At 72.0% G+C, this 26,997-nt stretch carries 22 protein-coding genes; 7 read left to right on the top strand and 15 right to left on the bottom strand.

All coding sequences use genetic code 11. The features are described 5' to 3' along the window. The first annotated feature begins 216 nt into the window (after positions 1 to 216). The gene (locus Actkin_RS12775) at positions 217 to 2,145 is read left to right on the top strand and encodes a glycosyltransferase (protein ID WP_258907337.1); all 1,929 of its coding nucleotides are present in this window, start codon (positions 217 to 219) and stop codon (positions 2,143 to 2,145) included. On the opposite strand, the gene Actkin_RS12770 is transcribed toward Actkin_RS12775, so the two are convergent. The 10 genes from Actkin_RS12770 to Actkin_RS12725 all read right to left on the bottom strand — a co-directional run bounded on the left by Actkin_RS12770 (position 2,051) and on the right by Actkin_RS12725 (position 12,620). Beyond that, positions 2,051 to 3,133, bottom strand: a complete 1,083-nt coding sequence (locus tag Actkin_RS12770; RefSeq protein WP_258907336.1) for an endonuclease/exonuclease/phosphatase family protein — start codon at positions 3,131 to 3,133, stop codon at positions 2,051 to 2,053. The genes Actkin_RS12775 and Actkin_RS12770 overlap by 95 nt on opposite strands. Continuing rightward, complete coding sequence (locus tag Actkin_RS12765) at positions 3,130 to 4,125, bottom strand: glycosyltransferase family 2 protein (protein WP_258907335.1); 996 nt, start codon at positions 4,123 to 4,125, stop codon at positions 3,130 to 3,132. The genes Actkin_RS12770 and Actkin_RS12765 overlap by 4 nt, the downstream gene beginning before the upstream one ends. Before the next feature lie 2 nt (positions 4,126 to 4,127). Then, entirely contained in the window at positions 4,128 to 5,096 is a 969-nt protein-coding gene (locus Actkin_RS12760; RefSeq protein WP_258907334.1) for an endonuclease/exonuclease/phosphatase family protein, read from the bottom strand. A 35-nt stretch (positions 5,097 to 5,131) separates the two neighbouring features. After that, positions 5,132 to 6,133: a glycosyltransferase family 2 protein gene (locus Actkin_RS12755; RefSeq protein WP_258907333.1), complete on the bottom strand. Its 1,002-nt coding sequence runs from the start codon at positions 6,131 to 6,133 to the stop codon at positions 5,132 to 5,134. Next, positions 6,133 to 7,152: an NAD-dependent epimerase/dehydratase family protein gene (locus Actkin_RS12750; RefSeq protein ID WP_258907916.1), complete on the bottom strand. Its 1,020-nt coding sequence runs from the start codon at positions 7,150 to 7,152 to the stop codon at positions 6,133 to 6,135. Before Actkin_RS12750 ends, Actkin_RS12755 begins: the two co-directional genes overlap by 1 nt. Further along, positions 7,152 to 8,582, bottom strand: coding sequence for an aspartate aminotransferase family protein (locus Actkin_RS12745; protein ID WP_258907332.1), 1,431 nt, complete (start codon positions 8,580 to 8,582; stop codon positions 7,152 to 7,154). Before Actkin_RS12745 ends, Actkin_RS12750 begins: the two co-directional genes overlap by 1 nt. A gap of 89 nt (positions 8,583 to 8,671) precedes the next feature. Further along, positions 8,672 to 9,388, bottom strand: a complete 717-nt coding sequence (locus Actkin_RS12740; RefSeq protein ID WP_189212825.1) for a response regulator transcription factor — start codon at positions 9,386 to 9,388, stop codon at positions 8,672 to 8,674. Positions 9,389 to 9,666: 278 nt separating this feature from the next. After that, the gene (locus Actkin_RS12735) at positions 9,667 to 10,776 is read right to left on the bottom strand and encodes a monodechloroaminopyrrolnitrin synthase PrnB family protein (RefSeq protein WP_258907331.1); all 1,110 of its coding nucleotides are present in this window, start codon (positions 10,774 to 10,776) and stop codon (positions 9,667 to 9,669) included. A 35-nt stretch (positions 10,777 to 10,811) separates the two neighbouring features. Beyond that, on the bottom strand, positions 10,812 to 11,333 hold the full coding sequence (locus Actkin_RS12730; RefSeq protein WP_189212823.1) for a thermostable hemolysin: 522 nt from the start codon (positions 11,331 to 11,333) through the stop codon (positions 10,812 to 10,814). 102 nt (positions 11,334 to 11,435) lie between these two features. Beyond that, positions 11,436 to 12,620, bottom strand: a complete 1,185-nt coding sequence (locus Actkin_RS12725) for an MFS transporter (protein WP_258907330.1) — start codon at positions 12,618 to 12,620, stop codon at positions 11,436 to 11,438. 62 nt (positions 12,621 to 12,682) lie between these two features. Here Actkin_RS12725 and Actkin_RS12720 point away from each other — a divergent pair, with 62 nt between their 5' ends. Continuing rightward, positions 12,683 to 13,114, top strand: coding sequence for a type II toxin-antitoxin system RelB family anti-toxin (locus Actkin_RS12720; protein WP_258907329.1), 432 nt, complete (start codon positions 12,683 to 12,685; stop codon positions 13,112 to 13,114). Positions 13,115 to 13,116: 2 nt separating this feature from the next. Here Actkin_RS12720 and Actkin_RS12715 read toward each other — a convergent pair whose 3' ends face one another. Together Actkin_RS12715 and Actkin_RS12710 are read right to left on the bottom strand one after the other, a co-directional pair. Then, positions 13,117 to 14,106 (bottom strand): alpha/beta fold hydrolase, encoded by a 990-nt coding sequence (locus Actkin_RS12715; RefSeq protein ID WP_229787294.1) that lies wholly within the window; start codon positions 14,104 to 14,106, stop codon positions 13,117 to 13,119. A 102-nt stretch (positions 14,107 to 14,208) separates the two neighbouring features. Further along, the gene (locus Actkin_RS12710; RefSeq protein ID WP_189212820.1) at positions 14,209 to 14,616 is read right to left on the bottom strand and encodes a winged helix-turn-helix transcriptional regulator; all 408 of its coding nucleotides are present in this window, start codon (positions 14,614 to 14,616) and stop codon (positions 14,209 to 14,211) included. Between the two features lie 89 nt (positions 14,617 to 14,705). Here Actkin_RS12710 and Actkin_RS12705 point away from each other — a divergent pair, with 89 nt between their 5' ends. The 5 genes from Actkin_RS12705 to Actkin_RS12685 all read left to right on the top strand — a co-directional run bounded on the left by Actkin_RS12705 (position 14,706) and on the right by Actkin_RS12685 (position 23,319). Beyond that, positions 14,706 to 16,085, top strand: a complete 1,380-nt coding sequence (locus Actkin_RS12705) for an MFS transporter (RefSeq protein WP_258907915.1) — start codon at positions 14,706 to 14,708, stop codon at positions 16,083 to 16,085. Between the two features lie 175 nt (positions 16,086 to 16,260). Then, entirely contained in the window at positions 16,261 to 19,443 is a 3,183-nt protein-coding gene (locus tag Actkin_RS12700; RefSeq protein WP_258907328.1) for a S8 family serine peptidase, read from the top strand. 77 nt (positions 19,444 to 19,520) lie between these two features. Beyond that, positions 19,521 to 20,474 carry a TIGR03885 family FMN-dependent LLM class oxidoreductase gene (locus Actkin_RS12695; protein ID WP_189212818.1) on the top strand — a complete coding sequence of 318 codons (954 nt, stop codon included), beginning with the start codon at positions 19,521 to 19,523 and terminating at the stop codon, positions 20,472 to 20,474. After that, positions 20,471 to 22,114, top strand: coding sequence for an alpha-amylase family protein (locus Actkin_RS12690; protein ID WP_258907327.1), 1,644 nt, complete (start codon positions 20,471 to 20,473; stop codon positions 22,112 to 22,114). The genes Actkin_RS12695 and Actkin_RS12690 overlap by 4 nt, the downstream gene beginning before the upstream one ends. Positions 22,115 to 22,206: 92 nt before the next feature. Next, a complete protein-coding gene (locus tag Actkin_RS12685) occupies positions 22,207 to 23,319 on the top strand; it encodes a GH12 family glycosyl hydrolase domain-containing protein (protein WP_258907326.1) in 1,113 nt (370 codons plus the stop codon). A 60-nt stretch (positions 23,320 to 23,379) separates the two neighbouring features. Here the strand turns inward: Actkin_RS12685 and Actkin_RS12680 are convergent, their stop codons facing one another. The 3 genes from Actkin_RS12680 to Actkin_RS12670 all read right to left on the bottom strand — a co-directional run bounded on the left by Actkin_RS12680 (position 23,380) and on the right by Actkin_RS12670 (position 26,541). Continuing rightward, the gene (locus Actkin_RS12680) at positions 23,380 to 24,375 is read right to left on the bottom strand and encodes a linear amide C-N hydrolase (protein ID WP_258907325.1); all 996 of its coding nucleotides are present in this window, start codon (positions 24,373 to 24,375) and stop codon (positions 23,380 to 23,382) included. 38 nt (positions 24,376 to 24,413) lie between these two features. Continuing rightward, positions 24,414 to 25,616, bottom strand: coding sequence for a DUF6801 domain-containing protein (locus tag Actkin_RS12675; protein WP_258907323.1), 1,203 nt, complete (start codon positions 25,614 to 25,616; stop codon positions 24,414 to 24,416). Positions 25,617 to 25,752: 136 nt separating this feature from the next. Further along, positions 25,753 to 26,541, bottom strand: a complete 789-nt coding sequence (locus tag Actkin_RS12670; RefSeq protein ID WP_258907321.1) for a phosphotransferase family protein — start codon at positions 26,539 to 26,541, stop codon at positions 25,753 to 25,755. Positions 26,542 to 26,997 lie beyond the last annotated feature (456 nt).

Below are 26,997 nucleotides of genomic sequence, written 5' to 3'. Positions count from 1 at the left end.
CGTCAGGGCGCGCCCGTCCCGTGGGTGGTGACCTGCCGGTTTGGCGCGAGACCGGCAAGCGGTAAATCCCGCGCGGGGGAAATTCACGGGCGCGGCGTGTAGTCCGGGGCGCGGGCGCGTCATACCGGTCGGACAGCCATGCGGATGAGAGGGGACGGGTGGAGTTCAGTCCGGGAACCGATGACGGGGCCGCCGCCGGGCCCCTAGCGTCGGGGCATGGAGCACGCCCGACCGACGGTGTCGGTGGTCATCCCCTGCTACAACAGCGCGAAGACCCTGGAGGCGTGCCTGCGCGCGCTCCACGCGCAGTCGTACCCGCCGCTGGAGATCGTCGTCGCGGACGACCGCAGCACCGACGACTCGCGGGAGATCGCCGCCCGGCACGGCTGCGTTGTCGTGCCCGCCGAGGTGAACACCGGCCCGTCCGGCGCGCGGAACCGGGGCGTGGCCGCCAGTTCCGGCGACGTGCTGTTCTTCCTGGACTCCGATGTCGCGTTGGAGCCCGACGCGATCGCCAACGCGGTGCGGCTGCTGGAATCCGAGCCGGACCTCGGGTGCGTGCACGGGATGTACACGACGGAGCCGTTGAACGAGGACGGCTTCATCGCGCGCTACCGCCTCCTGCACAGCCGTCACTGGCATGAACGGCACGCGGGCCGGGTGCGCACGGCGTTCTTCGCGTTGGCCGCCATGCCGCGCCGGGTGTTCGACGAGGTCGGGCCGTTCGACGAGAACCTGCGCGAGTCCGAGGACGTGGAGTACTCCGACCGCCTGCACCCGCGTTTCGGCATCCTGCTGACCGACTCGGTGCAGGGCAGCCACGACGACGAGACCGCGCTGCTCCCCCTGCTGCGCACCCAGTTCAAGCGCGCTCAGCTGCTCGTCCCGGTGGCACTGGTGGAGCGCGGCGCGGGCCGGGGCGGGGTGCGGGCCAACCGGTTCTCCGGGGTCGCCACCGCCGGGCTGGCCGTCGCCGCGCTGCCGTTCGGTCTGGTGTGGACGGAGGCGCTGATCGTTGCCGCCGCCATGGTGGGCGTGTTCGCCGTGGTCGAGCCCAGTTTGTCCCGCTATGTGTTGCGCGAGCGCGGTCCCGGCTTCCTGGTGGGGTTCACGGCGGTGCACTTCCTGCTGCACCTGGCGATCGTCGCGGGGGCCTCAGTCGGCGCGCTGCGGTTTCTGGTGGACAAGGACTTCGGGCCGAGCAGGCTGGCGCGGCCGCGATGGCTGGGTCGGGCCGTCACGGTGGTGGTGACCGCCGTGGTGCTGGCCTTCGTCCTGTGGGCGCTGCGGTCGCTGGAGTGGTCCGCGCTGGCGGACACGCTGGGCGACCCCGCAGCGCCGCCGCTGCTGGGCGCGGCGGTCGCGGCGAACACGGCCGGGCTCGTGCTGGCCATGCTGGGCTGGCGGAGCGTCCTGGTGGACAGCGGACCCCGGGTGGGCGTGCGCGACAGCGCGCGCATCTTCTTCGTCGGGATGGTCACCAAGCTGGTGCCGGGCCGGGTGTGGGCGGTGCTGACGCACGTGCGCTACGGCAAGGACGCCGGGATCACGCCAGCCCGCATGGTGGCGGTGTACCTGCTCAACATCCCGATCGGGCTGCTCACCGCGGCCGTGGTCGGCCTGCTGGCGGTGCCCGCGGACACCGCGTGGGCGGTGGCGGTCCCGGCGGCCGTCGCGGTCGCCGTGTTCGTGTGGCCGGACTCGGTCAACCGGCTGTCGGCGCTCACCCTGCGGCTGGCGAGGCGGGAACGGCCCGACCGGTTCGCCTCGCCGAGGGCGGTGCGCGCCTCGATCGGGTTCTCCCTGGTGTCGTGGCTGGTGTCGGGTCTGCACCTGTGGGCGCTCGCGGTCCTGTTCGGCGCGGACCCCGGTCCGGCGCTGCCGGTGTGCGTCGGCGGGTTCGCCCTGGCGATGCTGGTGGGCAGCCTGGTGGTGGTCGTGCCCGACGGCATCGGCGCGCGCGAGGTGGTGCTGGCGCTGCCGCTGGCCACGATCCTGCCGTGGCCGTCCGTGGCCGCGGTGCTCGTGCTGAGCCGGATCGCGGTGCTGGTCAGCGAACTGCTCGCGGCGGGTGTGTCGCTGCTGGCGGCGGGGAGAGCAGCAGCTCCTGCGGACGGTGGTCGGACAGTCCTCGCGGATCGGTGAACCCGTAGCGGTGCACCGGCACCGACGGCGAGGTGAACGCCCAGTCCAGCCGCCACCCGAAGGGGCCGACGTGCCAGGACGTCGGGTACACCTCCGAGCCCGCGGTGGCGGCGTCGCGGACGACGGCGCGCACGGCGTCGAGCTCGCCCATGCTGGGGCTGGTGTTGAAGTCGCCCGCGACCACGACGGGCCGGGTGTTCGCCCGCACGTCGGCGAGCAGGGCGGCGAAGTGGGCCCGCCGCTCCCCCGCCGCGTCGGCCATGTGGGCGAGGAAGGCGCCCGCGAAGTTGTACTGCACGGGGATGTGGACGTTGTAGAACGACATCACCGAGCCGCGGACGTCGAGGTCGGTGCGCAGGACCTTCGCGTCGCGGAACTCCAGCGGCCAGGGCAGGCCCGGCCGGTCGGGGCCGACCAGCGGCCGGGCGACGACCGGGAACCGCGTCAGGGTCAGCAGCTCGCCGCGGGCCACGATGGTGTAGCCGGGGAACTCGCGGCGCAGCCGTTCGGTGTCGTCCACGGGCGAGTGGGCCTTGACCACGTCCGGCTCGCCGTCGGTGTGGTGCACGTACTCCTGCAACAGGTACACGTCGGCGTCCTGCTGTCTGAGGAAGGCGTGGAAGGCATCGGGGTCGTCGTGCTGGCTCCAGTACTCGGTGTTCCAGGCGAACACCCGGACCGCGTCCCCCGGGGCGGGCCGCGCCTCGCCCCAGGTGAACCCGGCCAGGCCGAGCCCGGCGACGAGTGCGGCGACGGACGGCACGACCACCCACCACCGGGCCGCCCGCGGCACCGTCAGCCCGCGCCACAGCACGGCGGCGAGCGCGGCCATGACCAGGAGCGGGACGGCCGTGAACGTCAGCGGCGGCAGCGCGTCGACCACCGACCAGAGCCACCAGCGGCCGGACAGCAGGAGGTGGGCCAGGACGAACCCGGCCCACCCCACCGCCGCCGCGACCAGGAGCCTGCTGCCGCGGCACCACCTCACGCCGGGACCCCCGTGGTGTAGATGCCGCGGAAGCGCGGCGAGGTCAGCCAGTGCAGCACGCCGACCCCGACGGCGAGCGCGATCGTGACGTTCACCAGGAACTGCAGCGCCACGAAGCGGGGCAGGAACAGCACGCCCGCGTGCCGGGCGGCGAAGCGGTACATCCCGGCGTCCAGCCCGACCGACAGGGCGAACAGCCCGGCGGGCAGCAGCGCCCACAGCGGGCCGAGCAGCACCGACGGCAGCGTGACCACGGCCAGCAGCGCGGCGACGGCGGCGTAGGCGCGGGTCGCTGTCTCGAAGCCCTTCGCGAACCGGCGGGCGCCCATGTAGAGCGGGATGCGCATCCGGCCGCGGTGGAACAGCTTGCGCAGCAGCACCTTGAGCTTCCCGTCGTGGTCGTGCCGCCCGCGGACCTGCGCGGTGAGCAGCAGCGTGTGCGCGTGGTTGATCCGGTGGCCGTAGTCGACCTCCTCGGTGTGGCGCAGCGCGGGGTTGAACGGACCCGTCTCGGCGAACACCGACGCGCGGATGGCGCAGATGTTGGGGAACAGGAAGGAGATCGGCCCCTCCGAGCTGATCGACCACCAGTAGTACTGCATGGCGCGGAAGCGCTTGACCGCGCCGCCCGGGATGAGCGGCTCCGGGTCCTCCACCCCGCACACCCCGCCGACGGACGGGTCGGCCGCCAGCAGGTCGACCGCGCGCTGAACCGCGTCCGGCTCGATGGCCACGTCGGAGTCCAGGAAGAACAGGACGTCGCCGGACGCGGCGGCCACGCCGAGGTTGCGGGCCACCGCGCAGCCGCCGTTGACCGCGCCGCGCACGACCCGCGCGCCGTGCGCTTCGGCGATCGCTGCCGAGTCGTCGGTGCTGGCGTCGTCGGCGACGATCAGCTCGATGTCCGGGTAGGTCTGCGCGCGGACCGATGCCAGGCACAGCGGCAGCGTGCGGGCGCCGTTGTAGTTGGGGACGATGACCGAGACCAGCACGCTCACTCCTTGATCGACACTACGAGGTTCTGCAACTTGTGGGTGGACTGCCCGCGCGGGTCGAGCACGGCGTGCTCGTGCACGCGCACGTCCTCGCTGGTGAACGTGCGGTCCAGCCGCCACCACCACAGGCCGCGGAAGGCGAAGGTGGTGGGCAGGAACGCCCCGCACGCGGCGTCGGCCAGCGGTTCGAGCGCGCGCTCCTCGCCCGAGCCCGGCGGGAAGTTCACGTCGCCGGTCAGCAGGACCGGGTTCGGGTTGGCGGCCAGCTCCGCGCGCAGCAGGTCCAGTTGGGCCGCCTTCCAGCGGCCCAGGTATTCGGCCGAGGTGAGGAACTCCACGCTCAGCGGGCTCACCGCGATGTCGATCGGGTCGGCGAGGTGCACGTTGTAGACCGACAGGACGCGCCCGCCGACGTCGAGGTCGGTCCGCAGGACGCGGTGGGTCCAGTACTCCCGCCAGCCGGTGGCGGGCTCGGCGGGCTCGGCGGTGAGCACGCGCTGGTCGACGATCGGGAAGCGGGACACGGTGAGCAGCTCCCCGGCCGCGGCGATGTGCGTGCCGGGGAACTCCGCGCGCAGCCGGGGCAGGTCGTCGATCGGGCGCGGCACCCAGGCGTCGTGCCCCATGTACTCCTGCAGGACCAGCACGTCGGCGCGCTGCTCGCGGAGCAGGGCGTAGAAGGCGTCGCGGTCGGAGTCGACGTGCCAGTACAGCGTGTTCCACGACGTGACCCGCAGGGTGTGCGCGGGCGCGTCCGCGCAGGCGGCGAGCGCGCCGAGGTCGGCCTGGCCGCCGAACTGGGCGACGGCCAGCTGGAGCACCGCCAGCCCGATCGCGGCCATCCGCCGCAGGTAGGCGGCGGCCGCGCCGACCAGCAGCGGGACCGCGACGACCACCACCGGCGTCATCGCCAGGTCGACCATCGCCCACCACCAGACGCGCCCGGACAGCGCGAGCTGTCCGAGCACGACCACCGTCCAGCCGACCGCGACGGCCTGGACAGCTAGGCCCAGCCAGGCATGCCGTCGTACATCCGGCGGAACCGCCGGGAGAGCACCCACTGCGCACCCCCCGCCACCGCCGCCGCGGCGACCGTCGCGTTGACGATCATGTGCACGCCCATGAAGTAGCCGAGGAACACCGGTCCGCGGTGGCGCCGCACGAACCGGAACAGCCCCCGGTCGCACACCAGCGCCACGGCCAGCGCGCCAGCCGGGACCGCGGCCAGCGCCGGGCCGAACAGCAACGGCAGCGGCACGGTGGCCAGCGCCGCGAGCGTGATCAGGCTGGCGTACGCGCGCGGTCCGCCGCTGAGGCCGCCGTTCAGCTCCGGTCGGCGCAGGTAGATCGGGATGGTCAGGCGGGCCCGGGTGAACATCTTGCGCAGCACCATGCGCAGGTTGTCGTCGAAGTCGTGCCTGCCGCGCACGGCCGAGGTGAGCAGGATGCGGTGGTTGAGCGACAGCCGCGCGCCGAACTCGGCGTTGTCGGTGTGCCGCATGGTCGGGTGGAAGCCGCCCAGCGCGGTGAACACCTCCCGGCGCACGGCCAGGATCGCGGTGTAGGACGTGGTGATGTGGCCCTCGTCCTCCTTCTGCCAGTAGTGCAGCTGCAGGCCGCGGTACTGCTCGGCGAGGCTGTCGACGAACAGCGGGTCCGGGTCGTAGATCCCGCACACCGCGCCCACCGAGTCGTCAGCGCGCAGCGCCGCCACCGCCTGGGCCACGGCGTCGGGGGCGAGCGCCACATCGGAGTCGACGAACATCACCACGTCGCCGTCGGTGTGCTCGGCGCCGTGGTTGCGGGCGGCGGGCGCGCCGACGTTGCGCGGGGTGCGCACGACGCGCACGCCGAAGGACTCCGCCACCCGCGGCGAGTCGTCGGTGCTGCAGTCGTCGACCACGACGACCTCGGTGTCCGGGTAGGTCTGGGCGAGCGCGGCGCGCAGGCACTCCTCCAGCGGCCGGGCGTAGTTGTAGTTCGGGACGATCACCGACACCTTCATCAAAACAGCGCCTTCACCAGCGACAACGCGCCCTGCCGCCACGGCTCCCGCGAGGAGGTGCCGCTGCCGGTGGCGGGCGGCTGCTCGGTCCACCAGCGATAGGTCGACAGGATGGCGTCGCGGTTGGAGAACTTGGGCGCGAAGCCCAGCCGGGCGGCGGCCTTGTCGATGCTCACGTACGAGTCGGCCTTGAGCTTGCTCAGCAGCCGTCCGTACACCGGGGACAGCTTCGCCCGCTCCAGCCCGCGCAGCATCGCCAGCGCCGGTCCGATCGGCAGCGACACGACCCGCTTGCCGTGCCCCGCGGCGTCGAGCACGGTCTGGAAGTCCTCGCGGAGGGTGGCGAACTCCGCGGCCCCGACGTTGTAGGTGTCGTTGGCGATGTCCGGCTCGGCGCGCAGCACGGTGCCGATCACCTCGACGAGGTCCTCCAGGGCGAGCATCTGGATGCGCACGTCGCCCCGGCCGAGCACGGGGAAGTTGCGGCCCTCCCGCGCCCACTCGAACAGCATGGCGAACAGGCCCATCCGGCCGGGGCCGAGGAAGGTCTTCGGCCGGATCACCGACAGGCACATGCCCTTGGCGCGGTACTCGCGGGCGACGACCTCGGCGTCCACCTTGGCCGCGCTGTAGGTGTCCACGGGCACCTGCGGGTAGTCCTCCGGCGTCGGCACGAGCCGGGGGAGGCCGTAGACCGCGGTCGAGGAGATGTGGACGACGCGCGGCACCCCCGCCCGGTGCGCGGCGTCGAGCACCGAGCGGGTGCCGTCCACGACGACCGACCTGATCTGGTCGGCGGGGTAGCTGGGCAGCGCGGACGCGGTGTGGATGACGGCGTCCATCCCGGCCGCGAGCCCGCGCAGGGTCGCGGTGTCGCGCACGTCGGCGACGTGGTGCGCCGCCTCCGGCACGGCGGCCGCCCGGACGTCCACACCGTGCACCTCGTGGCCGCTCGCGCTCAGCGACGCCGCCAGGCTGGCACCCAGCACGCCCGCGCTGCCGGTCACCAGCACCTTCATCACCACAGCGAGGTCACCTTCTCCCGGACGAAGTCGGTCAGCAGTCGGGGCAGTCCCTTGGCGAGCACGGCGTCGAGGCTGTCCAGGAAGTACTCGGCGTCCTCGGGCACGGCGACCAGCGGCGGGCCGACCACGAGCGGGTTGCGGCCGTTGAGGGTGTAGTAGGCGTACACGCCGTGATCCCGGTAGAGGGCGTTGATGACCGAGCAGGTGACGACCTTGGTGCGGAATTGCGGGTCGCGGCCGAGGCCGCCGGGAATGAGCCGTCCGACGAGGTCGAGCATTCGGGATCCGGAATTGAGAAAGACGCCCCACAGCGCGCCTGCGCCCCGGATGTCGGCGATGTCGTCGGGATAGCGCTTGTGGAGCGCTCCCAGTCCCGGGAGCAGGACGTCTTCGAGCATCCGCGCCCGTTTCGGATAGTCGTCCTCGACCGCGATGGCGACCGCCTCGATCGCCGTGGCGGTCTCCTCGCCGAACCCGTAATAAGTCGTACTTGTGGAGTGCATGAGCGAGTCCGCGAGGTTGTCATAGGCCTTGCGGAAGACCGGCTCGCGCGCGATATAGGCCGAGATGGACGATTTGCCGCCGCCGAAGGACTTCGACGTGGTGAGCACGTCCGGCACCAGTCCCGGATAGCGCATGAAGTGGAACAGGCTGCCGGTCTTTCCCCAGCCGGTGTAGATCTCGTCGAAGACCAGGACGATGTCCTCGGCCGTGCACAGCTCGCGCAGGCCGCGCAGGAACTCCTCGGAGCAGACGGTCATCGTGGACGCGCTGAACGGCTCGATCAGGATCGCGTAGACATCGCAGCGGCCGCGCGCGTCCCTGGCCTGCTCGACCTGGGCGCGCACGGAGTCCAGGTCGCCGTAGGCGAAGCGGCGCACGCCGGGGATGCCGGGGAAGGCGAAGTGGTTCTGCGCGCCGCCGGTCAGGCTGCCCGAGCCCAGCAGCTTGCCGTGGAAGCTGATGTCGGCGTGCAGGATCGTGTTGCGGGCGCCCTCGTGGTACTTGTACGCCAGCTTGACCGCGCCCTCGACGGCCTCCGCCCCGGAGTTGGGGAAGAACGACATCGTCAGGTCCCCGGGCAGCAGCTGGGCGAGGTTGTGGCTGAGCGCGGCCACGTAGGGCGAGAAATAGGTCTTGTGGACCTCCATCCGCCGGTTCTGCTGGAACCGCGCGCGGGCGGCCAGGATGCGCGGGTGGTTGTGGCCGTGGTTGAGCACGCCGACCCCGCCGGTGAAATCCAGGATCCGCCTGCCGTCGCGGGTGCGCAGCCACGCCCCCTCGGCGGACTCGACCAATTCGCGGCCGAATCCGAACGAGGTCATGAGGGAGACCTGGCTGCGGCTGACGTGACGCCGGTACAAGTCGTGCACTTGTTTCGTCGAGAGCGCTTCGCACTCCTCGACGCTGATGAGGTCGGGCATTCTCAGACCGTATTCATCCGGGCATCCCCGCGTCTTCGCCTCGACGGCTGGAATAGCGCGTCGGCGATCTCAGCCCGGCGGCTGAATACCTATCCGGTGACGCTGTGCTGGGCTATCGTCGAGCGCAGCATTCCCGAGCGATAGGCCAGGGCGACGGCCTGCGCGCGGTCATTGACGCCGAGTTTCCTGAGCAGGTGGTAGATGTGCGACTTGACCGTGCTGGTCTGCACCACGAGCGCGCTGGCGATCTCGGCGGTGGAGTTGCCCTCGACCATCAGCCGCAGCACGTCGCGCTCGCGCCGGGTCAGCGGCACGTCGAGCTCGTCGTGGCCGGAGGCGTCGAGCAGGTAGCTGTCCAACAGCCGCCCGGCCACCTCGACGGGCAGGCTGGCGTGCCCGCCCGCGACGGCGGCCACCGCGCCGGAGAGCTCCGGCGGCGGACTGCTCTTGCGCACGAAGCCGCGGACGCGGTCGGTGACCAGCCGCAGCACCAGCTCGGGGTCGCAGGTCTCGCCGACCAGCAGCACGTGCGCGGGCAGGTCGCCGAGGCGGGCCTTGGCCCTGGCCGGATCGGCCGCGGCGTCGACGCCGGGCAACTCGACATCGACCACGGCCACGGCGGGTCGGTGGGTGCGCACCGCCATGGTCAGCGAGGACATCGACACCGCCTCGCCGACCACCCGCAGGGCCGGGTCGGCTTCCAGCACGACCCGCAGACCGGTCCGCACCAGCGGGTGGGCGTCGGCCAGGACCACCGCGACCGGAGTGGTCCGATCGGAGTATCTATTGGTGCGTGCTGCCGCCATCGGTGGGTTCTCCTGTGCCGGAATTGTGGGACCGGATCAGGTTAGCCGGCCACCCACTCCGGCTGGGCCGACAACGTCAGAAGATCGGCCGGAAGGCGGAAAGCTGAGAGCGATCCCATCACCCCAGCGACGGAAGTCCCGCCGTTCGGCGACGGCGGGTTGCCGCACTCGATAGAATTGCGCTCGCCCGAGCAGGTCGTTAGCCGAGACAGCTATTCCCGGCATTCGGATTCATCCGCGTGAGCAGTTGGGGGAACGGCGGCGCTTTGCCCGCCGCTTCAGCCGATCGCGCGGCGCAGCGCGTCCAGACCCGACCGCGCCGTCGTCAGGCCGGGACGGTCGCGGGCGGCGCGCAGGTCGGCCAGCCGCGCCAGGCCCTCGACCACGACGTCCAGCGGCGGGCCGCTCGCGGTCACGTCCACCTGGCGCCGGGCGGCGCGCGCGGGCCCCTCCAGGAAGTGCCGGACCAGCCGCGAGTGGTGGTGGGCGTAGGCGGCGCCGTGGGCCCGGCAGACGGCGAGGAAGAGTTCGGCGTTCTGCGGGTGCGGGTCGCGCAGGAACAGCCCCAGCAGCGGCCGGGCCGTCATCGCCGCGCGCAGCCGGGGCTGGTCCTCCGGCGGCACATAGGGGTACTTCTCGGTCACCACGTGCTGGTAGAACGGATCGCGCGCCGAGCACAGGCCCAGGACCAGGTCGATCTCGTTGACCGCGGCGAAGTCCCCGGCGTTGACCCCGCGGTACTCCCGCGAGCCGACGCGGTGGGACATGAAGTAGGGCCGGATGTTGAGGTAGAAGCGGTCGACGTCCAGCGACTTGCCGAGTGTGCGGTTGAACGAGAGCACGTCGTCCAGCGCGGACTTGGCGTCCTCCAACAGGTACGTCGCCAGTGGACTGGACACGCCGACGTCCGCCACGCGCCGCAGCGCGGCGGCGGCCCGCTGGTAGGCGAGCACGGCCAGGCCGTTCGTGGTGGTGAAGTTCGCCTCGTCGGACAGTGTGGTGAACCGCCTGCACACGCCGTCGACCGCGAGGTTGTGGGTGGACTGGTGGGCGAAGACGTAGCGGGGGGCCACGCCGAGCCCGGCGCCCAGCTCGTCGGCCAGCGCCCACGCCGCGCGCGGCTCGTCGTCGATGCCGTGCCGCCTGCAGGCGCCGAGGTAGAACCCGACCGCGCCGAGCAGGCTGTATCGCTCGGCGGGCGAGTCCGGGTAGCCGTCGATCGCGGAGATCAGCTCCAGGCCCTCGGTGTAGAGGGCGCGTTTGACCCGATCCAGCGCGGGCACGCCGAGCAGCACCTCGGCGCGCTCGGCGAAGTACGCCTCGTCCAGTTCCGTGTTGTACGCGACGAACTCCCGCCGCAGCCACTGTTCCACCCGCTCGACCGCCACCCGGTCGTGTCTACCACAACCGGGTGGCGCGGCGATCAGCTCGCGATCGGGAACGCCTCCGCGGCCCCGCACAAGGCGATGCCGGTCCGGTTCACGCCGTCGACCAGCGTGTGGAAGTCCCACCCGGTCGCGGTGGCCAGGTAGTGCTGCTCGGGCGTGAGGGTCGCCAACAGGAAGTCGTAGCCCTGCCGGACGGCGATCGTGGGCAGGTTCCGCATGAGGAAAGCGTCCGCGCCCGGCTGGACCACGGCCAGCGGGCTCACCTCGGCGACCCGCCTGCGCACCGCCCAGCCTGCCAGCCGCGTGCACGCCTGCTCGACCGGGACCTCCAGGTCGGCCTCCGACGCCAGCGGCCCGTCCTCGGCGCCGGTCAGCCCGACGACGCCCACGGTGCGGCCGAAGGACGGCGAGTGCCGGGTGTTGTCCCACGCCGTGACGAACAGGCCCGGCTGCGCGTCGACCTGGTGGGCGCGCCGGACCAACTCGGCGCAGTACTCGTAATGCAGCGTGCCCTGGTGCGCGAAGCCGATGCGAAACCGGCGCGCCGTGTTCGTCATGCTCCACCGTCCCTGTGCCGACAGGTCTGGGTTTTCCCTTGGCACACCGTCGCATCCGGCGCGCCGCGCCCGCATCTCGCGGAGTGCTCAGGCATGACGAGGTCATGGGGCGGCGCGGGACGCGGTCCCGGCCCGGGGGTGAGCGACCACCAGCGCGCACAGCGCGGTGATCCCGGCGGCGACCCAGGCGACGGTCGCGATCGTGGCGGCCTCGGCGAGCAGCGGCCCGGCGAGCGCGCCCGCGAACGTGGCGGCCGCCTCCGCGGCGAACACGACCGAGGCGACCCGCCCGAGCACCGCGTCGGGCGTGCGGCGCTGGACGGTCGTCTGCACGAGGATCAGCGCTGTCGAGCCGAACGCGCCGACCACGACCGCCGCAGGCAGCGCCGCCCACGGGATCGTGAACAGCACGACGAACCCGACCGCGGTCATCGCCAGCGCGCCCGCGAGGACGGCGCGGGACCGAAAGCGGTCCAGGGTCCGGACGACGACCGCGCCGAGCAGGAAGCCGACCCCCAGCCCGGACATCACGAGCCCGGCCCGCGCGGTCCCGCCCCACGCGGCCATCCCGTGCGGGACGAGCACGGAGGTGAGCGCGGCGTTCGCGCCGAGGAAGGCGGTGTTGAGCACGAGCAGCCCGCCGACGGCGCGGTCATCGCGCAGGAACCGCGCGCCCTCGCGGAGTTCGGCGACGACAGCGCCGAGCTCGCCGCGACGCGCCCGCGGACCGGGCTTGGTGAGCGCGATGAACACAGCGGAGACCAAGTAGCTGGCGATGTCGGGCCACACGACCAAGTCGATGCCGCCCCAGGCGTAGAGGAGGCCGCCGAGCGGGGCGCCGAGGAGCCGGACGGCGCCGTCGGTGGCCGAGTTCAGCGCGTTCGCCGCGGTGAGCGGACGGCCGGTGCCGACCAGGGCGGGGATGTGGGCCTGCGCGGCGGGCCGGAACGCCAGCGTGCCCACGCTCTCGGCCGCGACCGCGACGTACACCAGGGCGACGTCGTCCGGTTCGCGCACGAACAGCAGGAGTGCGACGGCGAACGCGCGCAGCACGTCGGCGGCGATCATGACCCGCCTGCGGTCCCAGCGGTCGACCACGACCCCGGCGAACGGGCCGAGCAGCATGGGCGGGAGGAACTCGGCGGCCAGGGTGAGCCCGGTGGCCGTCAGGGAGCCGGTCAGCACCAGCACGTGCGCGGGCACCGCGACCACGAGCAGCCACGAGCCGAGGCCGCTGACCGACCTGCCGAGCCAGAGCAGCCGGAACTCCCGGTTCCGCAGGACCATGAACTCCCCCAGGTGCTATCCTGACAAGATAGTTGCACAGGATCTTGTTCCAAGGGAAGTGCATGGACAACGCGGAGCTGGGACATCGCCTGCGGTCGCTGCGCGCGGCGCGCGGGAAGACGGTCGCGGACGTCGCCGCGCTGGCGGGCCTGTCCGTCCCGTACATCGCCAATCTGGAGAACGGGCGCGGCAACCCGACACTGGACGCCCTGCGGCGGCTCGCCACCGCGTTGGGCGCCGATCTGCGGGTCGAAGTCGGCGCCGCACCAGGACCGGCGGCCGATCCCTTGCCGCCGGTCCTGGTGCGCCTCGGGCGCGGTCAGCGCTTCCGCGACTGCGTCGCCGCCATCGGCGGGCCCGAGCCGGGTGATCTCGCCGGGCGGCTGCTCGCCGTCCTGGCGTCGGCCGCTGCCGTCAGCCCCCATCCGCTGACGGAGGCCGACTGCCACCGGCTGCTCGACGCGCTGCTGCTGATCACCCGGCACCCGGCCTGAGGTCACGCCACGCAGTTCGCCAGTTCCGGGGCGGGCGCGGGCACGCCCTGCGGACCGAAGAACAGGTTGACGCAGTTGAGCAGGAAGCGCGGGTTCTCCTCGGCGATCCAGTGCCCGGAGTCCGGGGCCACCACACCGCGCACGTCGTCGCCGACCTGGCTGAACGAGTTGCCCACGACGGGACCGAAGGCGAACTCAGCGCCCATGGCCAGCACCGGCATCTGCAGGCGCTTGTGCGCGTTCGCCTGGTTGTTCACGATGTCGTCGGCGAAGGCGCGGTAGTACTCGTAGCCCGCGGAGCGCCGCTCGGCCGGGTAGTAGGCCCGGAAGAAGACCTCCTGGTCGATGCGCTCGGGGTAGCGGGTGCTGCCGAACATCCAGCCGAGGTAGGTGGCGGTGTCCTCGTTGTCCATGATGGTCTCCGGGACCGGCTTGGGCTGCTGGTTGAAGCCCAGGTGCCAGCTGATCCCGTAGAAGTCCTCCAGGCCGAAGCCGGACAGCGGGGTGTCCATCACGACGAGGCGCTTGACCTCGGTCGGGTAGTCGCGGGCGTACGGGTAGGCCACCAGCGCGCCGGTGTCGTGCCCGATGATGGAGACCTCGCGGAACCCGAGCTTGTGCACGCCCTCGCGGATGCGCGCCGCCGTGCGGGCCTTGTCGTACCCGCCGGTCGGGATGGACGACGAGCCGATGCCCGGCAGGTCGAAGGCGATGACGGTGTGGCGCTCGGCGAGCGCGGGCATGACCTTCGACCACTCCCACCAGGTCTGCGGCCAGCCGTGCAGCAGGACCAGCGGCGGGCCGGAGCCGCCGCGCACGTAGTGCAGGGTCGTCCCCTCCACCGCGACGGTCCCGTGGGTGAACCCGCCCGCGAGCCGGGCCGCCGACGCCTCCGGCCGCTCGGCGCTCGCGGCCGACCCTAGCAGCAGGAGCGCGACGGCGGCCAACGCGGCGTACACGCCGCGACGCAGCCGACTATCCTTTCGGAACACTCGATTCTCCTTGCGTGGAAGACAAAAGACGCACTCTTATATGCCTGTCTCGATCAAGGAGTCAACCGCGTGGCGCAGGGAGGTGACGCCGTCACATGTGGATTAGTCCATATTGTCGTATCGGGCGCGGGCGGCGGCGATTTCGTGCTGGTGCTGCTCGGTCCACCTCACCAGCGCCTGGATGGTGTCCAGAAGGGTCCGGCCGAGGGGCGTGAGCGCGTAGTCGACGCGCGGCGGGACGACGGGGTGGACGGTCCGGGAGACGAGGCCGTCGCGTTCGAGGTGCCGCAGCGTCGTGGTGAGCATGCGCTGGCTCACACCGTCGATCTCGCGCAACAGCTCGGTGAACCGCATGGTGCCGCAGTCCAACAGGGAGATGACCAACAGGGACCACTTGTCGGCGATGCGGTCGAGAATCTGGCGGACCTCGCAGTCCTGGCGGATGTCCCACACCGGGCAGTCGTCGGTGTCCTCGATGTGCCTCGGTGAGTTCAAAGTGCCTTCTTCCACACCTGCCGATGGTGCCGCAGGATGATCGTGGTTACAAGAGGTAACTGACCAGCTGATGAGTAACTGAGGAGTACCAGGTGTCCACCCCGATGAGCGCCCGCGAGTGGGGCGTGCTGTTCGTGCTGTGCGGCGCGATCTTCCTGGAGGGGATCGACGTGGCCATGCTGAACGTGGCGCTCCCGTCGATCCGGGCCGATCTGGGCCTGTCCACCGCGATGCTGAGCGGGGTGGTGAGCGCCTACGTGCTGGGCTACGGCGGCTTCATGTTGCTCGGCGGCCGGGCGGCCGACCTGTTCGGCAGGCGCAGGATGCTGCTGTTCTGGCTGACCGTGTTCCTGGTGTTCTCCGGCCTGGGCGGGCTGGCGACCGACGGCTGGACGCTGCTCGTGGCCCGGTTCGTCACCGGCGTCGCGGCGGCGTTCATGACGCCTGCGGGCCTGTCGATCATCACCACGTCGTTCGCCGAGGGCCCGAGGCGGAACAAGGCGCTGCTGGTCTACGCGGCCACCGGCGCGGCGGGCTTCTCCCTCGGCCTGGTCGCGGGCGGCCTGCTGACCGCCATCGGCTGGCGCTGGGTCTTCTTCGCCCCGGTGATCCTCTCGGCGCTGATCCTGGCCGCCGCCCTCCCGCTCATCCCCCGCGCCCGGGCGAGCGCGCGCGGCCGCACCGACGTCGCGGGCGCGCTGACGATCACGGTGGCGATGCTGCTGCTGGTGTACGCCGTGGTCCGCCTCGAGCGCCCGGCCGAGGGCTGGGGCTGGACGGCGGCCGCGTTCGCGGTGGGCCTGGCCGCGCTGGCCGCGTTCGTCGCCATCGAGCGCCGCTCCCCCGCCCCGCTGCTGCGGCTGGGGATCCTCGCCAACCGGCCGCTCGTGCGCGCCAACGCCGCCGCGCTGCTGTTCGCGGGCTCGTTCTTCGCCTTCCAGTTCCTGATCACCCTGTACCTGCAGGAACTGCGCGGCTGGTCGAGCCTGGAGACCGGCCTGGCCCTGCTCGTGGTCGCCATCGACGCCATCCTCGCCCCGACCCTCACCCCGCGCCTGGTCGCCCGCTTCGGCAACGCGAGGGTGATCGCGGGCGGGTTGGCCTTCGCCACCCTGGCGTACGTCCTGTTCCTGCCCGTCACCGAGGACTGGACGTACGCGGCGATGTTCCCGACGATGATCACCCTGGGCCTGGCGTTCGCCCTCACCTACGGCCCCCTCACCATCGCCGCGACGGACGGCGTCGCCGAACACGAACAGGGCGTCGCGGGCGGCCTGCTGAACACCAACTTCCAGTTCGGCGCCGCCCTCGGCATCTCCCTGGCCACCGCGGTCCACGTCGCCACCCTCACCACCGCATCCCCCCTCACCGCCATCCGCACCGCCCTCCTGGTCCCCGCGATCGCGGCCGCGTCTGCCCTGGTGATCGCCCTCACCGGACTGCGCAAGCCCGAAGTCGCCCCGGAACCACAACTCGTGGCATAGCCCCTGGAAAGGGGCGGGACAAGCGTCCCGCCCCTTTCCGGCATCGAAGGACTCGCGCGGATGGACCCCGACGATCGTTGGGGCCGATTCAGTGAATGTCGATCATGCGGACAACGGCGCCGGGGGGCTCGGGCGTCCTATCGGCGATGGGACCGTCTGATTCTGGGGAGAGTGAATGAGTCCATCCAAACGCTTGGTCGCGGGGGTGGGGGTGGTCGCGGTGCTGGGCGCCGCGGTTACTCCGACGACCGCAGCAGCGGCCTCCGGGCCGGGGCGTTCGCCGCACAACACCGTCACCCTGGTCACCGGGGACAAGGTCACGCTCGTGGGTGACCGGGTGCGGGTGCGGGCGGGTGCCGGGCGTGAGCACGTCCGGTTCGTGCAGCGCGTCGACGTCGAGGGGGATGTGCATGTGGTGCCCAGCGATGTCGCCACCGACGTCGCTGCGGGGCGCATCGATGAGCGGTTGTTCGACGTGGGCGGGTTGATCCGCGCGGGGTACGACGACGCGCGCAGCGCCGTCACGCCGCTGATCATCACCTATGACGGGCCGGTCGCCAGCAGCGCGGGGCAGGTGCTGGCGAGCGTCAACGGGGTCGCCGTCGAGGCGGACAAGGCGAACCCGTTCCTGTCCGGGCCGCGCGCCAGTGGCGTCAGCCGGATCTGGCTCGACGGGCCCGTGCGGGCGAGCCTGGACCGCAGCGTCCCGCAGATCGGGGCACCCGCGGCGTGGGAGGCCGGGCACACCGGCGCCGGGACGACGGTCGCCGTGCTGGACACCGGTATCGACGAGACGCACCCCGACCTCGCGGGCGCGGTCGTCGAGTCGCGCGACTTCAGCGACAGCGACTCCACCGACGACCGGTTCGGGCACGGCACGCACGTGGCCTCGATCGTGACCGGCGACGGGAAGTACAAGGGCGTCGCGCCCGACGCGAAGCTGCTCAACGGCAAGGTGCTCAACGACTACGGCGGCGGCCGCGAGTCCGACATCATCGCGGGCATGGAGTGGGCGGCCGCCGCGGGCGCGGACGTCATCAACATGAGCCTCGGCGCGCCCTTCGCCTCCGACGGGACCGACCCGATGTCGTTGGCGCTCAACCGGATCACCGCCGACACGGGCGCGCTGTTCGTGGTGTCCGCCGGCAACTCCGGCCCCTCGGCGGGGACCATCGGCAGCCCCGCCGCTGCCGACGCGGCGCTGACCGTGGGCGCCGTCGACCGCGACGACACGCTGGCCGACTTCTCCTCGCGCGGGCCGCGCTGGAAGGACAACGCCATCAAGCCCGACATCACCGCGCCCGGCGTGGGGATCGTGGCGGCGAAGGCGGCCGAGGGGCAGATCGGCGACCCGGTGGGCGACAAGCACGTCGCGCTCTCGGGCACGTCGATGTCCGCCCCGCACGTGGCGGGCGCGGCGGCCGTGCTGGCCGGGCAGCACCCGGACTGGTCGCCCGAGCAGCTCAAGGCCGCGCTGATGGCGAGCGCCAAGGCCCACCCCGACCTGTCGGTCCACGAGCAGGGCGCGGGACGGGTCGACCTGGCCCGCGCGACCGCGCAGAGCGTCACCACGGCGCCCGCGAGCCTGAGCCTGGGCACGGCGCGGTGGCCGCACGACGACGACGCGCCGATCGTGAAGACCCTGACCTACCGCAACCACGGGACCGCGCCGCTCACCCTCCGCGTGAGCGCGGACCTGCGCGACGGGTCCGGCGCGGCCGCGCCGGACGGCATGCTCACGGTCACCCCGGGAGAGGTCACCGTCCCCGCGGGCGGGCAGGCGGAGGTCACGGTCACCGCGATCACGAACATCGACGCCCCGGACGGCACGTACCAGGGCGCGGTGGTCGCCACCGACGGGACCACCGGCACGCGGACCCCGATCGGGCTGACCAAGGAGGTCGAGAGCTACGACGTCGAGCTGAGCTTCATCGACGCCGACGGCAAGCTCACGCCCAACTACTCCTACCGGTTCGTCGACACCGCGCACCCGGCCGCGTACCTGGACTACGCCGAGTCCGGCACGCTGACGGCCCGGGTGCCGAAGGGCGTGTTCTTCTTCGACGCCTGGGTCCAGACCCCGGTCGAGGGGCGGCGCTGGCCGCTCGCCCAGTTCCACGAGCCCGCGCTGGCGATCACCGGGGACACCGAGATCGTCGTGGACGCCCGGGACGCCAAGCAGGTCGGCGTCACGGTGGACCAGGCCGACGCGGTGTCCGGCTCCACCTTCCTGTTCTTCAGCCTCACCACCGACTGGGGCAGCACCGGGACGGGGCTGGGCGGGGACAACTTCGAGGGCATCGGCTACCGCCCATCGGTCACGACCGCGGCGGGCAAGGCGACCTTCCAGGTGGAGTCGCGGCTGGCCAGGCCCAGCGGCGACCACGAGTACGTGGGCAGCCCCTACCAGTACAACGTGGCGTGGTCGCACGACGGCGCTGTCCCGGCCGACCTGCTGCGGCACTTCGCCGACCGGGACCTGGTGAAGGTCGCGACCAGGGCCAGCGGCCCCGGCACGGGCTTCCTCTCGGACATGGCGGGCGGGCCGCTCCCGCTCGCGGTGACCGAGTACTACTCCCCCGGCGTCGCGTGGCACGGGTCGTTCTCGCAGATGGCGGCGCCCAACGCGTGGCCGCCGCAGAGCTACCAGAGCACCGCCCAGCCGCGGGAGTTCACCCGGGACACCGGGCAGCGGTGGAACGCGGCGGTGTTCGGCCCGGCGTTCCCCACCTCCGGGTACAGGGCCGAGGAGTGGGCGGCCCGCGCGGGTGACGAGATCCTGGTGTCCGCGCCGATGTTCACCGACCAGGACCCGAACCACGTCGGCTTCTCCTCGGTCGACACGGCCATGACGACGCTGCACCGCGGTGACGCCCTGGTCGGCGAGTCGGACCAGGTCGGGTTCGTCCACGCCGTCGACCCCGGCGGCGAGGGCGGCTACCGCCTGCGCACGGAGGCCACCCGGTCGGTGTCGCCGCTGTCCACAAAGGTCAGCGCAGACTGGACGTTCCGGTCGGCGCCGACCGGGGAGGCCGCGCCGTTGCCGCTGCTGGCGGTGCGGTTCGCGCCGAAGTTGGACGAGCTGAACCGGGCGCCCGCGGGCCGGGTGTTCACCGTCCCGGTGTACGTCCAGCGCAACGGGTCCACGGCGGAGGGTGTGCGCACGCCCGCCGTCCAGGTCTCCTACGACGACGGCGCGACGTGGCGGCCGGTGGGCCTGGTGCGCGTCGGCGAGCGCTGGCACGCGGTCCTGCTGCACCCGAGGGGCGCGGAGTTCGTCTCGCTCAAGGCGCAGGCCAGGGACGCCCAGGGCAACACGGTCGACCAGACGATCATCCGGGCGTACGCGCTGAAGTAGCCCGCGGTCGGGGGCGTCCGTCGGCAGGCGGGCGCCCCCGCTGCGTCACCGGCCGCGATTCGGGGTAGTACCCCGTCATGGCGGTCTACGGGTTCCACGCCTCACACGAGCAGATCCACCCGACGCGGCTCCTGGACGCGGTGCGCAGGGCCGAGCGCGCCGGGTTCGGCGCGGCCATGTCGTCCGACCACTTCGCGCCGTGGACGTCGGCGCAGGGCCAGTCCGGGTTCGCCTGGTCGTGGCTGGGCGCGGCGCTGCAGGCCACCGACCTGCGGTACGGCGTGGTGACCGCGCCTGGCCAGCGCTACCACCCCGCCATCCTCGCGCAGGCCATGAGCACGCTCACCGCGATGTACCCCGGCAGGCTGTGGGTGGCGCTGGGCAGCGGAGAGGCGTCCAACGAGCACATCACCGGCGACCGCTGGCCGCGCAAGGACGTGCGCAACGCCCGCCTGCGCGAGTGCGTCGAGGTGATCCGCGCGCTGCTCGCGGGCGAGGAGGTGTCCCACGACGGCCTGGTCACCGTCGACCGGGCCCGGCTGTGGACCCGCCCGGAGGAGCCGCCGCCGCTGTTCGGCGCGGCGGTCAGCACGGCCACCGCCGCCTGGTGCGCGGAATGGGCGGACGGCCTGGTCACGGTGAACGCGCCCATCGAGCACCTGCGCGCCATGGTCGACGCCTACCGGGACGCGGGCGGCCGCGGCCAGCTGGCCCTCCAGGTGCACCTGAGCTGGGCCCCCGACGAGGACGAGGCGCTGGCCGTCGCGCACGAGCAGTGGCGCGGCAACGTGTTCGCCCCGCCGGTCTGCTGGGACCTGCTGCCCGCGCACTTCGACGAGGTCGCCAAGTCCGTCTCGCCCGAGCAGGTGCGCGAGGTCGTGAACGTCTCCGCCGACCTGTCCCGACACGCCGCCTGGCTGCGGGAGTACGCCGAGCTGGGCTTCGAGCTGATCCAGCTGCACCACGTCGGCCAGGAGCAGGACGCGTTCATCGACGCCTTCGGCGCGAAGGTGCTGGGTGAGCTGGCATGAGGCTCACCGACACCGCCGACCTCTGGTGGAAGAACGCCGTGATCTACTGCCTGGACGTCGAGACCTTCCAGGACGGCAACGGGGACGGCTGCGGCGACTTCGTCGGCCTGACCCAGCGCATCGACTACTTCGCCCGGCTCGGCGTCACCTGCCTGTGGCTGATGCCGTTCCTGCCCACGCCCGACCGCGACGACGGCTACGACATCACCGACTTCTACTCCGTCGACCCGCGTCTGGGCACCCTCGGCGAGTTCGTCGAGTTCGTGCGGACCGCGCGGGACCGGGGCCTGCGGGTGATCGCCGACCTGGTGGTCAACCACACCTCCGCCGAGCACCCGTGGTTCCGCAGCGCGCGCTCCAGCCGCGAGTCGCCCTACCGCGACTGGTACGTCTGGCGCGACGAGCCGCCGCGCGACGGCCCCAAGGGCGTGGTCTTCCCCGACAAGGAGGACAGCCTCTGGGAGTACGACGAGAACACCGACCAGTACTACCTGCACCGCTTCTACAAGCACCAGCCGGACCTGAACGTGGCCAACTCGGCCGTGCGCGACGAGATGGCCAGGGTGATGGGCTTCTGGCTGCAGCTCGGGCTCTCCGGGTTCCGGGTGGACGCGGTGCCGTTCTTCCTGGAGACCGCGGGCAACGCCGACGCCCACCAGCTGCCCGACCCGCACGACTACCTGGTCGACCTGCGCGCGTTCCTGGCCCGCAGGCAGGGCGAGGCGGTGCTGCTCGGCGAGGTGAACCTGCCGTACAAGGACACGATGGCCTACTACGGCGACCCCGAGGGCGTGGGCGACGAGCTCACCATGTGCTTCGACTTCGTCGGCATGCAGCGGATGTACCTGGCGCTGGCGCGCGGGTCGTCGGCGCCGCTGGCCGAGGCCCTGCGGGAGCGCCCCGAGCCGCCGCGCGACGCGCAATGGGCGACGTTCGTCCGCAACCACGACGAGCTGACGCTGGACAAGCTGACCGACGACGAGCGCGAGGAGGTGTTCGCCGCGTTCGGGCCGTCGGAGGACATGCAGCTCTACGGCCGCGGCCTGCGCAGGCGGCTGCCGCCCATGCTCGGCGGCGACATGCGCCGGGTCAAGATGGTCTACAGCCTGCTGTTCTCCCTGCCCGGCACGCCGGTGCTGTTCTACGGCGAGGAGATCGGCATGGGCGAGAACCTGGCCGTGGAGGGCCGCGCCGCCGTCCGCACGCCCATGCAATGGGAGCCTGGCCCGGGCGCGGGGTTCTCGACCGCCGACCCCGAGCGGTTCCCCGCCCCGGTGACGACCGGCGAGTTCGGTCCGGACGAGGTGAACGTCCGCGCCCAGCGCCGCGACCCGGACTCGCTGCTGTCGTGGATCAAGCGGCTGGTGGAGGGCTACCGGGAGTGCCCGGAGCTGGCCTGGGGCGAGTTCGAGATCATCGACGCCGGGGACGACGCGCTCTTCGTCCACCGCTGCGCCACGCCCGACCGCGCCGCCGTCATCGTGCACAACTTCTCCGACCGGCCGCTGGAGGCCGAGCTGGAGCTGCCCGACGGCACGCTCGACGACGTCCTCGTCGACGGCACCCTCTCGGTCCGCGGCGGCCGGGTGACCGTGCCGATTGAGCCCTTCGGCTGCCGCTGGTTCCGCCACTCGCGCTGACTCACCCCTTCCGCGTGTCGGGCCGACCGGCTAGGGTGCTTTTGGGAGCGCTCTCAACGTGCCCGGCCGTTCGACAAGGGAGTTGCGCGACCATGAACCTCAAACACGCCCTCGGCGCGCTCGGCGCCGCCGGGATGCTGGTCGGCCTGCTGGTGGCGGTGAGCCCGCCGGAGGCGGCCGCCGCCACGACCATCTGCGAGAAGTACGGCTCGACCAGCATCCAGGGCGGGCGGTACATCGTCCAGAACAACGAGTGGGGCGACGACGCCGGCCAGTGCATCAGCGTCGGCGACACCGGGTTCCGGATCACCAGCGGCCACCACGACGTGCCCACCAACGGCGCGCCCGCGGGCTACCCGTCGATCTACGCCGGTTGCCACTACGGCAACTGCAGCACCAACAGCGGCCTGCCGCTGCAGGTCAGCCGGATGGGCGCGGTGTCGAGCAGCGTCAGCTACAGCACGGCGGACGGCTACTGGAACGCCGCATACGACCTGTGGTTCGACCCCAACCCGAACCAGTCCGGCCAGAACACCGGCGCGGAGCTGATGATCTGGGGCAACCACCAGGGTCCGCCGCAGCCCATCGGCAGCCGGGTCGGCACGGCGAACCTCGCGGGCGCGACCTGGGACGTCTGGTACGGCAACATCGGCTGGAACGTCATCTCCTACGTGCGCCAGCAGACGACGAACTCGCTGAACATCAACGTCACCGAGTTCACCAACGACGCCGTGCGCCGCGGGCACGTGCAGTCGTCGTGGTACCTCACCAGCGTCCAGTTCGGCTTCGAGCCGTGGCGCGGCGGCCCGGGGCTCGCGGTCAACTCGTTCAGCTTCTCCGCCTCCGGCGGGAGCCCGACGACGACCACCACCACCCCCGGCACCGGCGGCCCGGGCGGCTGCCGGGCGACCCACCGGATCACCAACTCGTGGTCGGGCGGGTTCACCGCCGAGGCCACCATCACCAACACCGGCTCGTCCCCGGCGCAGAACTGGCGCGCGGGGTGGACCGTGCCCAGCGGCGTGTCGGTGACCAACGGCTGGAACGCGACCTTCGCCCAGTCCGGGACCCAGGTGACCGCCGCGGCGCCGGGGTGGAGCACGACCCTCAACCCGGGCCAGAGCGTGACCGTCGGCTACCAGGCCACCGGGAACTCGTCGGGCTCGTTCGGCGGCTTCACCCTCAACGGGGCCGCCTGCGCCTGACGCCAGACCCCTCGCCCCGGGTCGCGTATCGCGCCGTTCGCGGCCCGGGGCGAGGTCCTGTCACAGCTCCATCGGCAGCGTGAACTCGTGCACGGTCCCGTACCGCTGACCGGTCGTCAGCGTGACCTTGCCGGTGCGCTGCCCGTAGACGATCGACCACTGCGTGTGCCCCTGGCGCACGTCGGCCAGGAGGTCCATGGCGGCCTTGGTGTCGAGCCGCCCACCCGCCGCGGTGAGGGTCTCGCTCGCGGCGCGGTACCGGGAGTCGGCCTGGCGCTGCTCGGGCGTCGAGCCGTACCACCGGTAGTTCACCATCGCCTGCCACGGCCCGGAGTCCCGGGTGACCTGGAGCTCGCCGTCGACGAACTCCAGGATCGCCGACGAGCCGTGCGCGTCGGCGACCATGTAGTGCAGGGGCGGGCTGCCGGTGAAGTCCACTGTGTACTCGTTGAACACCTTGATCGCCTCGTCCACGGTCGCGGCGCGGTCCAGCATCATGCGCTGGATGCGGACGCTGCCGACGACCGGCCTGCCGGGGGCCGTGGTGGGCACCGCCTCCGGGACCGTCGCCATGCCGACGACCAGGCCCTTGTCGTTCATCCCGTCGAAGGGCAGCAGCGGGGCGTCGAGGAGCAGGCGCCTGCCCTCCTCGGTGGTGAAGTCCTCCGCCGAGGTGACCCCGAGGTAGGAGACGTCCACCATGGACACCGAGGCGTGGCTGTCGGGGGCGTCGGTGAACAGCAGCAGGGCGGGCTGGTGGTCGAAGTCGAAGTTGCGGCCGAACACCGGGTCCGCCGGGTTGCCCCGGGCGGCGAACAGCGAGCAGCCGAACGTCGTCGGCGTCACGGCCGGTCCGTCCACGTCGAGCGGGTCGTAGTCGCCGTGGAAGGTCATGGTCCACAGCGGGTGGTCGTCGACCTCGCGCAGGGACGCGAGCGTGCGGCTCTCGTCGGCCGACAGGGCGGCGCCGGGTGCGGCGGTCTCCTCCGACCGGCAGCCGACGAGCCCGCTGGTGAGCAGCGCGACGGCGGCGGCGATGCGAACGGTGCGATTCACCGCGCCATTCTGCGCCCGCCGCCGCCGTCGGACCAGGGTCAGATGACTTCGTTCTCCAGCAGGTAGACCGGCACGGCGGGCTCGCCGCAGGTGACCGGCAGCAGCGTCGAGCCGTTCAGGGTCAGCTCGGCCGCGGCGTCGCCGAGCCGGATCGCCAGGGTCGACGCGCCCGCCTTCGGCACGAACGGCCCGGCGGTGAGCGTGCCGGTGGCGGGCAGCGACACGACGATGTCCCGGTCGCGCACCAGCGGCGTCGGCGGGATCGCGATGTCGGCCGCGACGTTCTGCACCTCCGGCATCCCGCCTTCCACCACGAGGTTCAGCTCGGTGACCCGGCCGGAGAAGCTGCCGGTGAAGCCCATGTCCAGCAGCTTGTTCACCGTGGCCTTCGGGATGGTCAGCGCGCCGGACGCCTTGGTGAAGGAGAACTGCCCGCCGCGCGGCACCGACAGCGGGAATGTCCCGCCGACGGCGATGCCGACGTCGAGGCTGTCACCGCCGAACGAGCACCGGTAGGGCGCGTTGATGATGCCGTCGACGTAGCCGGGCGCGACCGGCGGGAAGTTGAGCGGCTGGTCGTGGATCTTCGACGGCGGCTGCCCCTGCGGCCCGCCGACGGCGACGGTGAGCAGCGCGTTGCCCGCGGTGGGCGTGCAGTGGGCGTCGATCTTGATCTGCGGACCCCACGCGGCCTTGAGCGTGACGTGCGCGACCGCCTGCTCGAAGCTCATCGTGACCTTGCCCGACTGCGGCGCGGTGTACGGGCCGACGTCGAAGGTGCCCTGCAACGGCAGCCCGACGGTCAGCTCCTGCCCGGCCTTGATCTCGATGTCCTTGATCGTCTGCGGCGGGTCGGTGACGTTGACCACCGGCGGGCTGGCGCTGCTGGCGCCGATCTCCAGCTTGGAGATGACCGCGTCGGCCCGGTTGATGCCGACGAACCCGCCCAGGCCGGTCAGCCACGCCGGAAAGGTGATGGCGCCGGAGCCCTGGGTCAGCCAGAACTCCTGCCCCGGACCCAGATGCGTGGTCACCACGCCCTGCACATCGACATTCGTGGCCAGGTCGAAAACCTTGATCCCGCCGAGGTCGGGCATGGTGATCGCGCAGTTGATGGGCAGGTTGAACCGGCCGGTGTCGACGCCGATCCCGGGAACGTCCTCGATCTTCAGTGCCTGCGCCGACGGCGCGAGCGCGGCCAGCGCGACCGCGGCCAGGCCAGCGGCAAAGGCTTTCCGCATTACTCGGGGCATGCGTTGTCCTCCTCGAAGGAATCGGAATAGCCCGAACGTACTGCAGCGGAGAAGGCGTTATCCAGCCCCATTTTTATCCGTGCCCCGACATTGCGGAAACCGTATGAACGAATTGGATATGCGGCTAACGCTTGTCATTTCGGTGATAGTCGAGCCGCTCCCGGATAGCACGCATCCGATCAACCGCCGCTGCCGCCCGCGCGGCGTCGGGGGCCTCGGCGAGGAACACCAGGGCGAGCATGACGGCCGCGTCGAGGCGGTAGGCCCAGTACGCGGCGTCGTCGGGCTCGGGTTCGCCGTACCCGGCCAGGACGGCGAGGAAATCGATGCCGTTGTCCGGCAGGCGGGCGAACTCCGCGAGCCTGCCCAGCTCCAGCCTCGGGTCGCCGACCAGCGCGTTCGACCAGTCGAGCAGCGCCAGCGGCGCGCCGCCGACGCCGCGCAGGTTGGCCGCCCGCACGTCCAGGTGCACCAGGCTGCGGCCGGTCCGGACCACCGAGGCGACCTCGGGCGCGGGCGGGAGGTCCGGCACCCGAGCGGCCACCTCCCGCCACCGCCGCACGATCCGCCCCGCCAGATCACCACCGGTCCGAGCAGGCGGCGGCAGGCCGTGCAGCCGCTTGAGCACCACCCCCAGAGCGACCGGATCGACGCCGTTGCCGTCATCGGGGACATAGTCGCTGATCAACACGTCCGACTCGCCGCGGACCAGCTCCCGCGCCCGCGCCACAGGCACCCCATACGCGGCGACGTGGCGGGTCACCGCGTACTCCCAGGCCAGCACCTCCCGGGTGTCGACGTGGGGATCGTTCGGGTTGGCCTGAAACCGCCCACCCACCGGTGTCCGCAGCACAACCCGCGAACCGTCCGGGTCGACGGCGGCGAAGACACGGAACTCCAGCCCCTCCCCCACCACCCGCAGCCTCCGATACCCCCGAGCAGCGGCAACCTCCAGCACACCCCTCACGCCTCAGCCCCCACACCAGCGACGACGAGACCAAGCCCCAACCCCGGCAAGCCGCGAGACCTGCGAGCAATCTCCTGCACGCCCCTCATCCCCCGGCCCTGGAGACGGCCAACCCGCCCCAACGCCCACAACCTGAGCCGCGACACCTTCCCACATCCCCGAGCCCAGCGTCGGCGACGATGACCACCCCGCCCCAACGCCAGCAGGTCGAGCGGCGACACCCTTCCGCACACGACCGAGCCCCGCGTCAGCAACGAAGACCAACCCTTCCCCCCAACGCCCGTAGCCCCCGAGCGGCGGCAGCCTTGCGCACAGGCTCCCGACGAAGACCCGAAACCCACCTTGCCCCCAAAGCTCGCAGCTCCCGATAACCCCGAGCGGCGACCTCCCGCACCGGATCCG

It is taken from the genome of Actinokineospora sp. UTMC 2448 (assembly GCF_024760565.1).
Classification (GTDB): Bacteria; Actinomycetota; Actinomycetes; order Mycobacteriales; family Pseudonocardiaceae; genus Actinokineospora; species Actinokineospora fastidiosa.
This window is presented reverse-complemented; position numbering and strand designations above follow the sequence as displayed.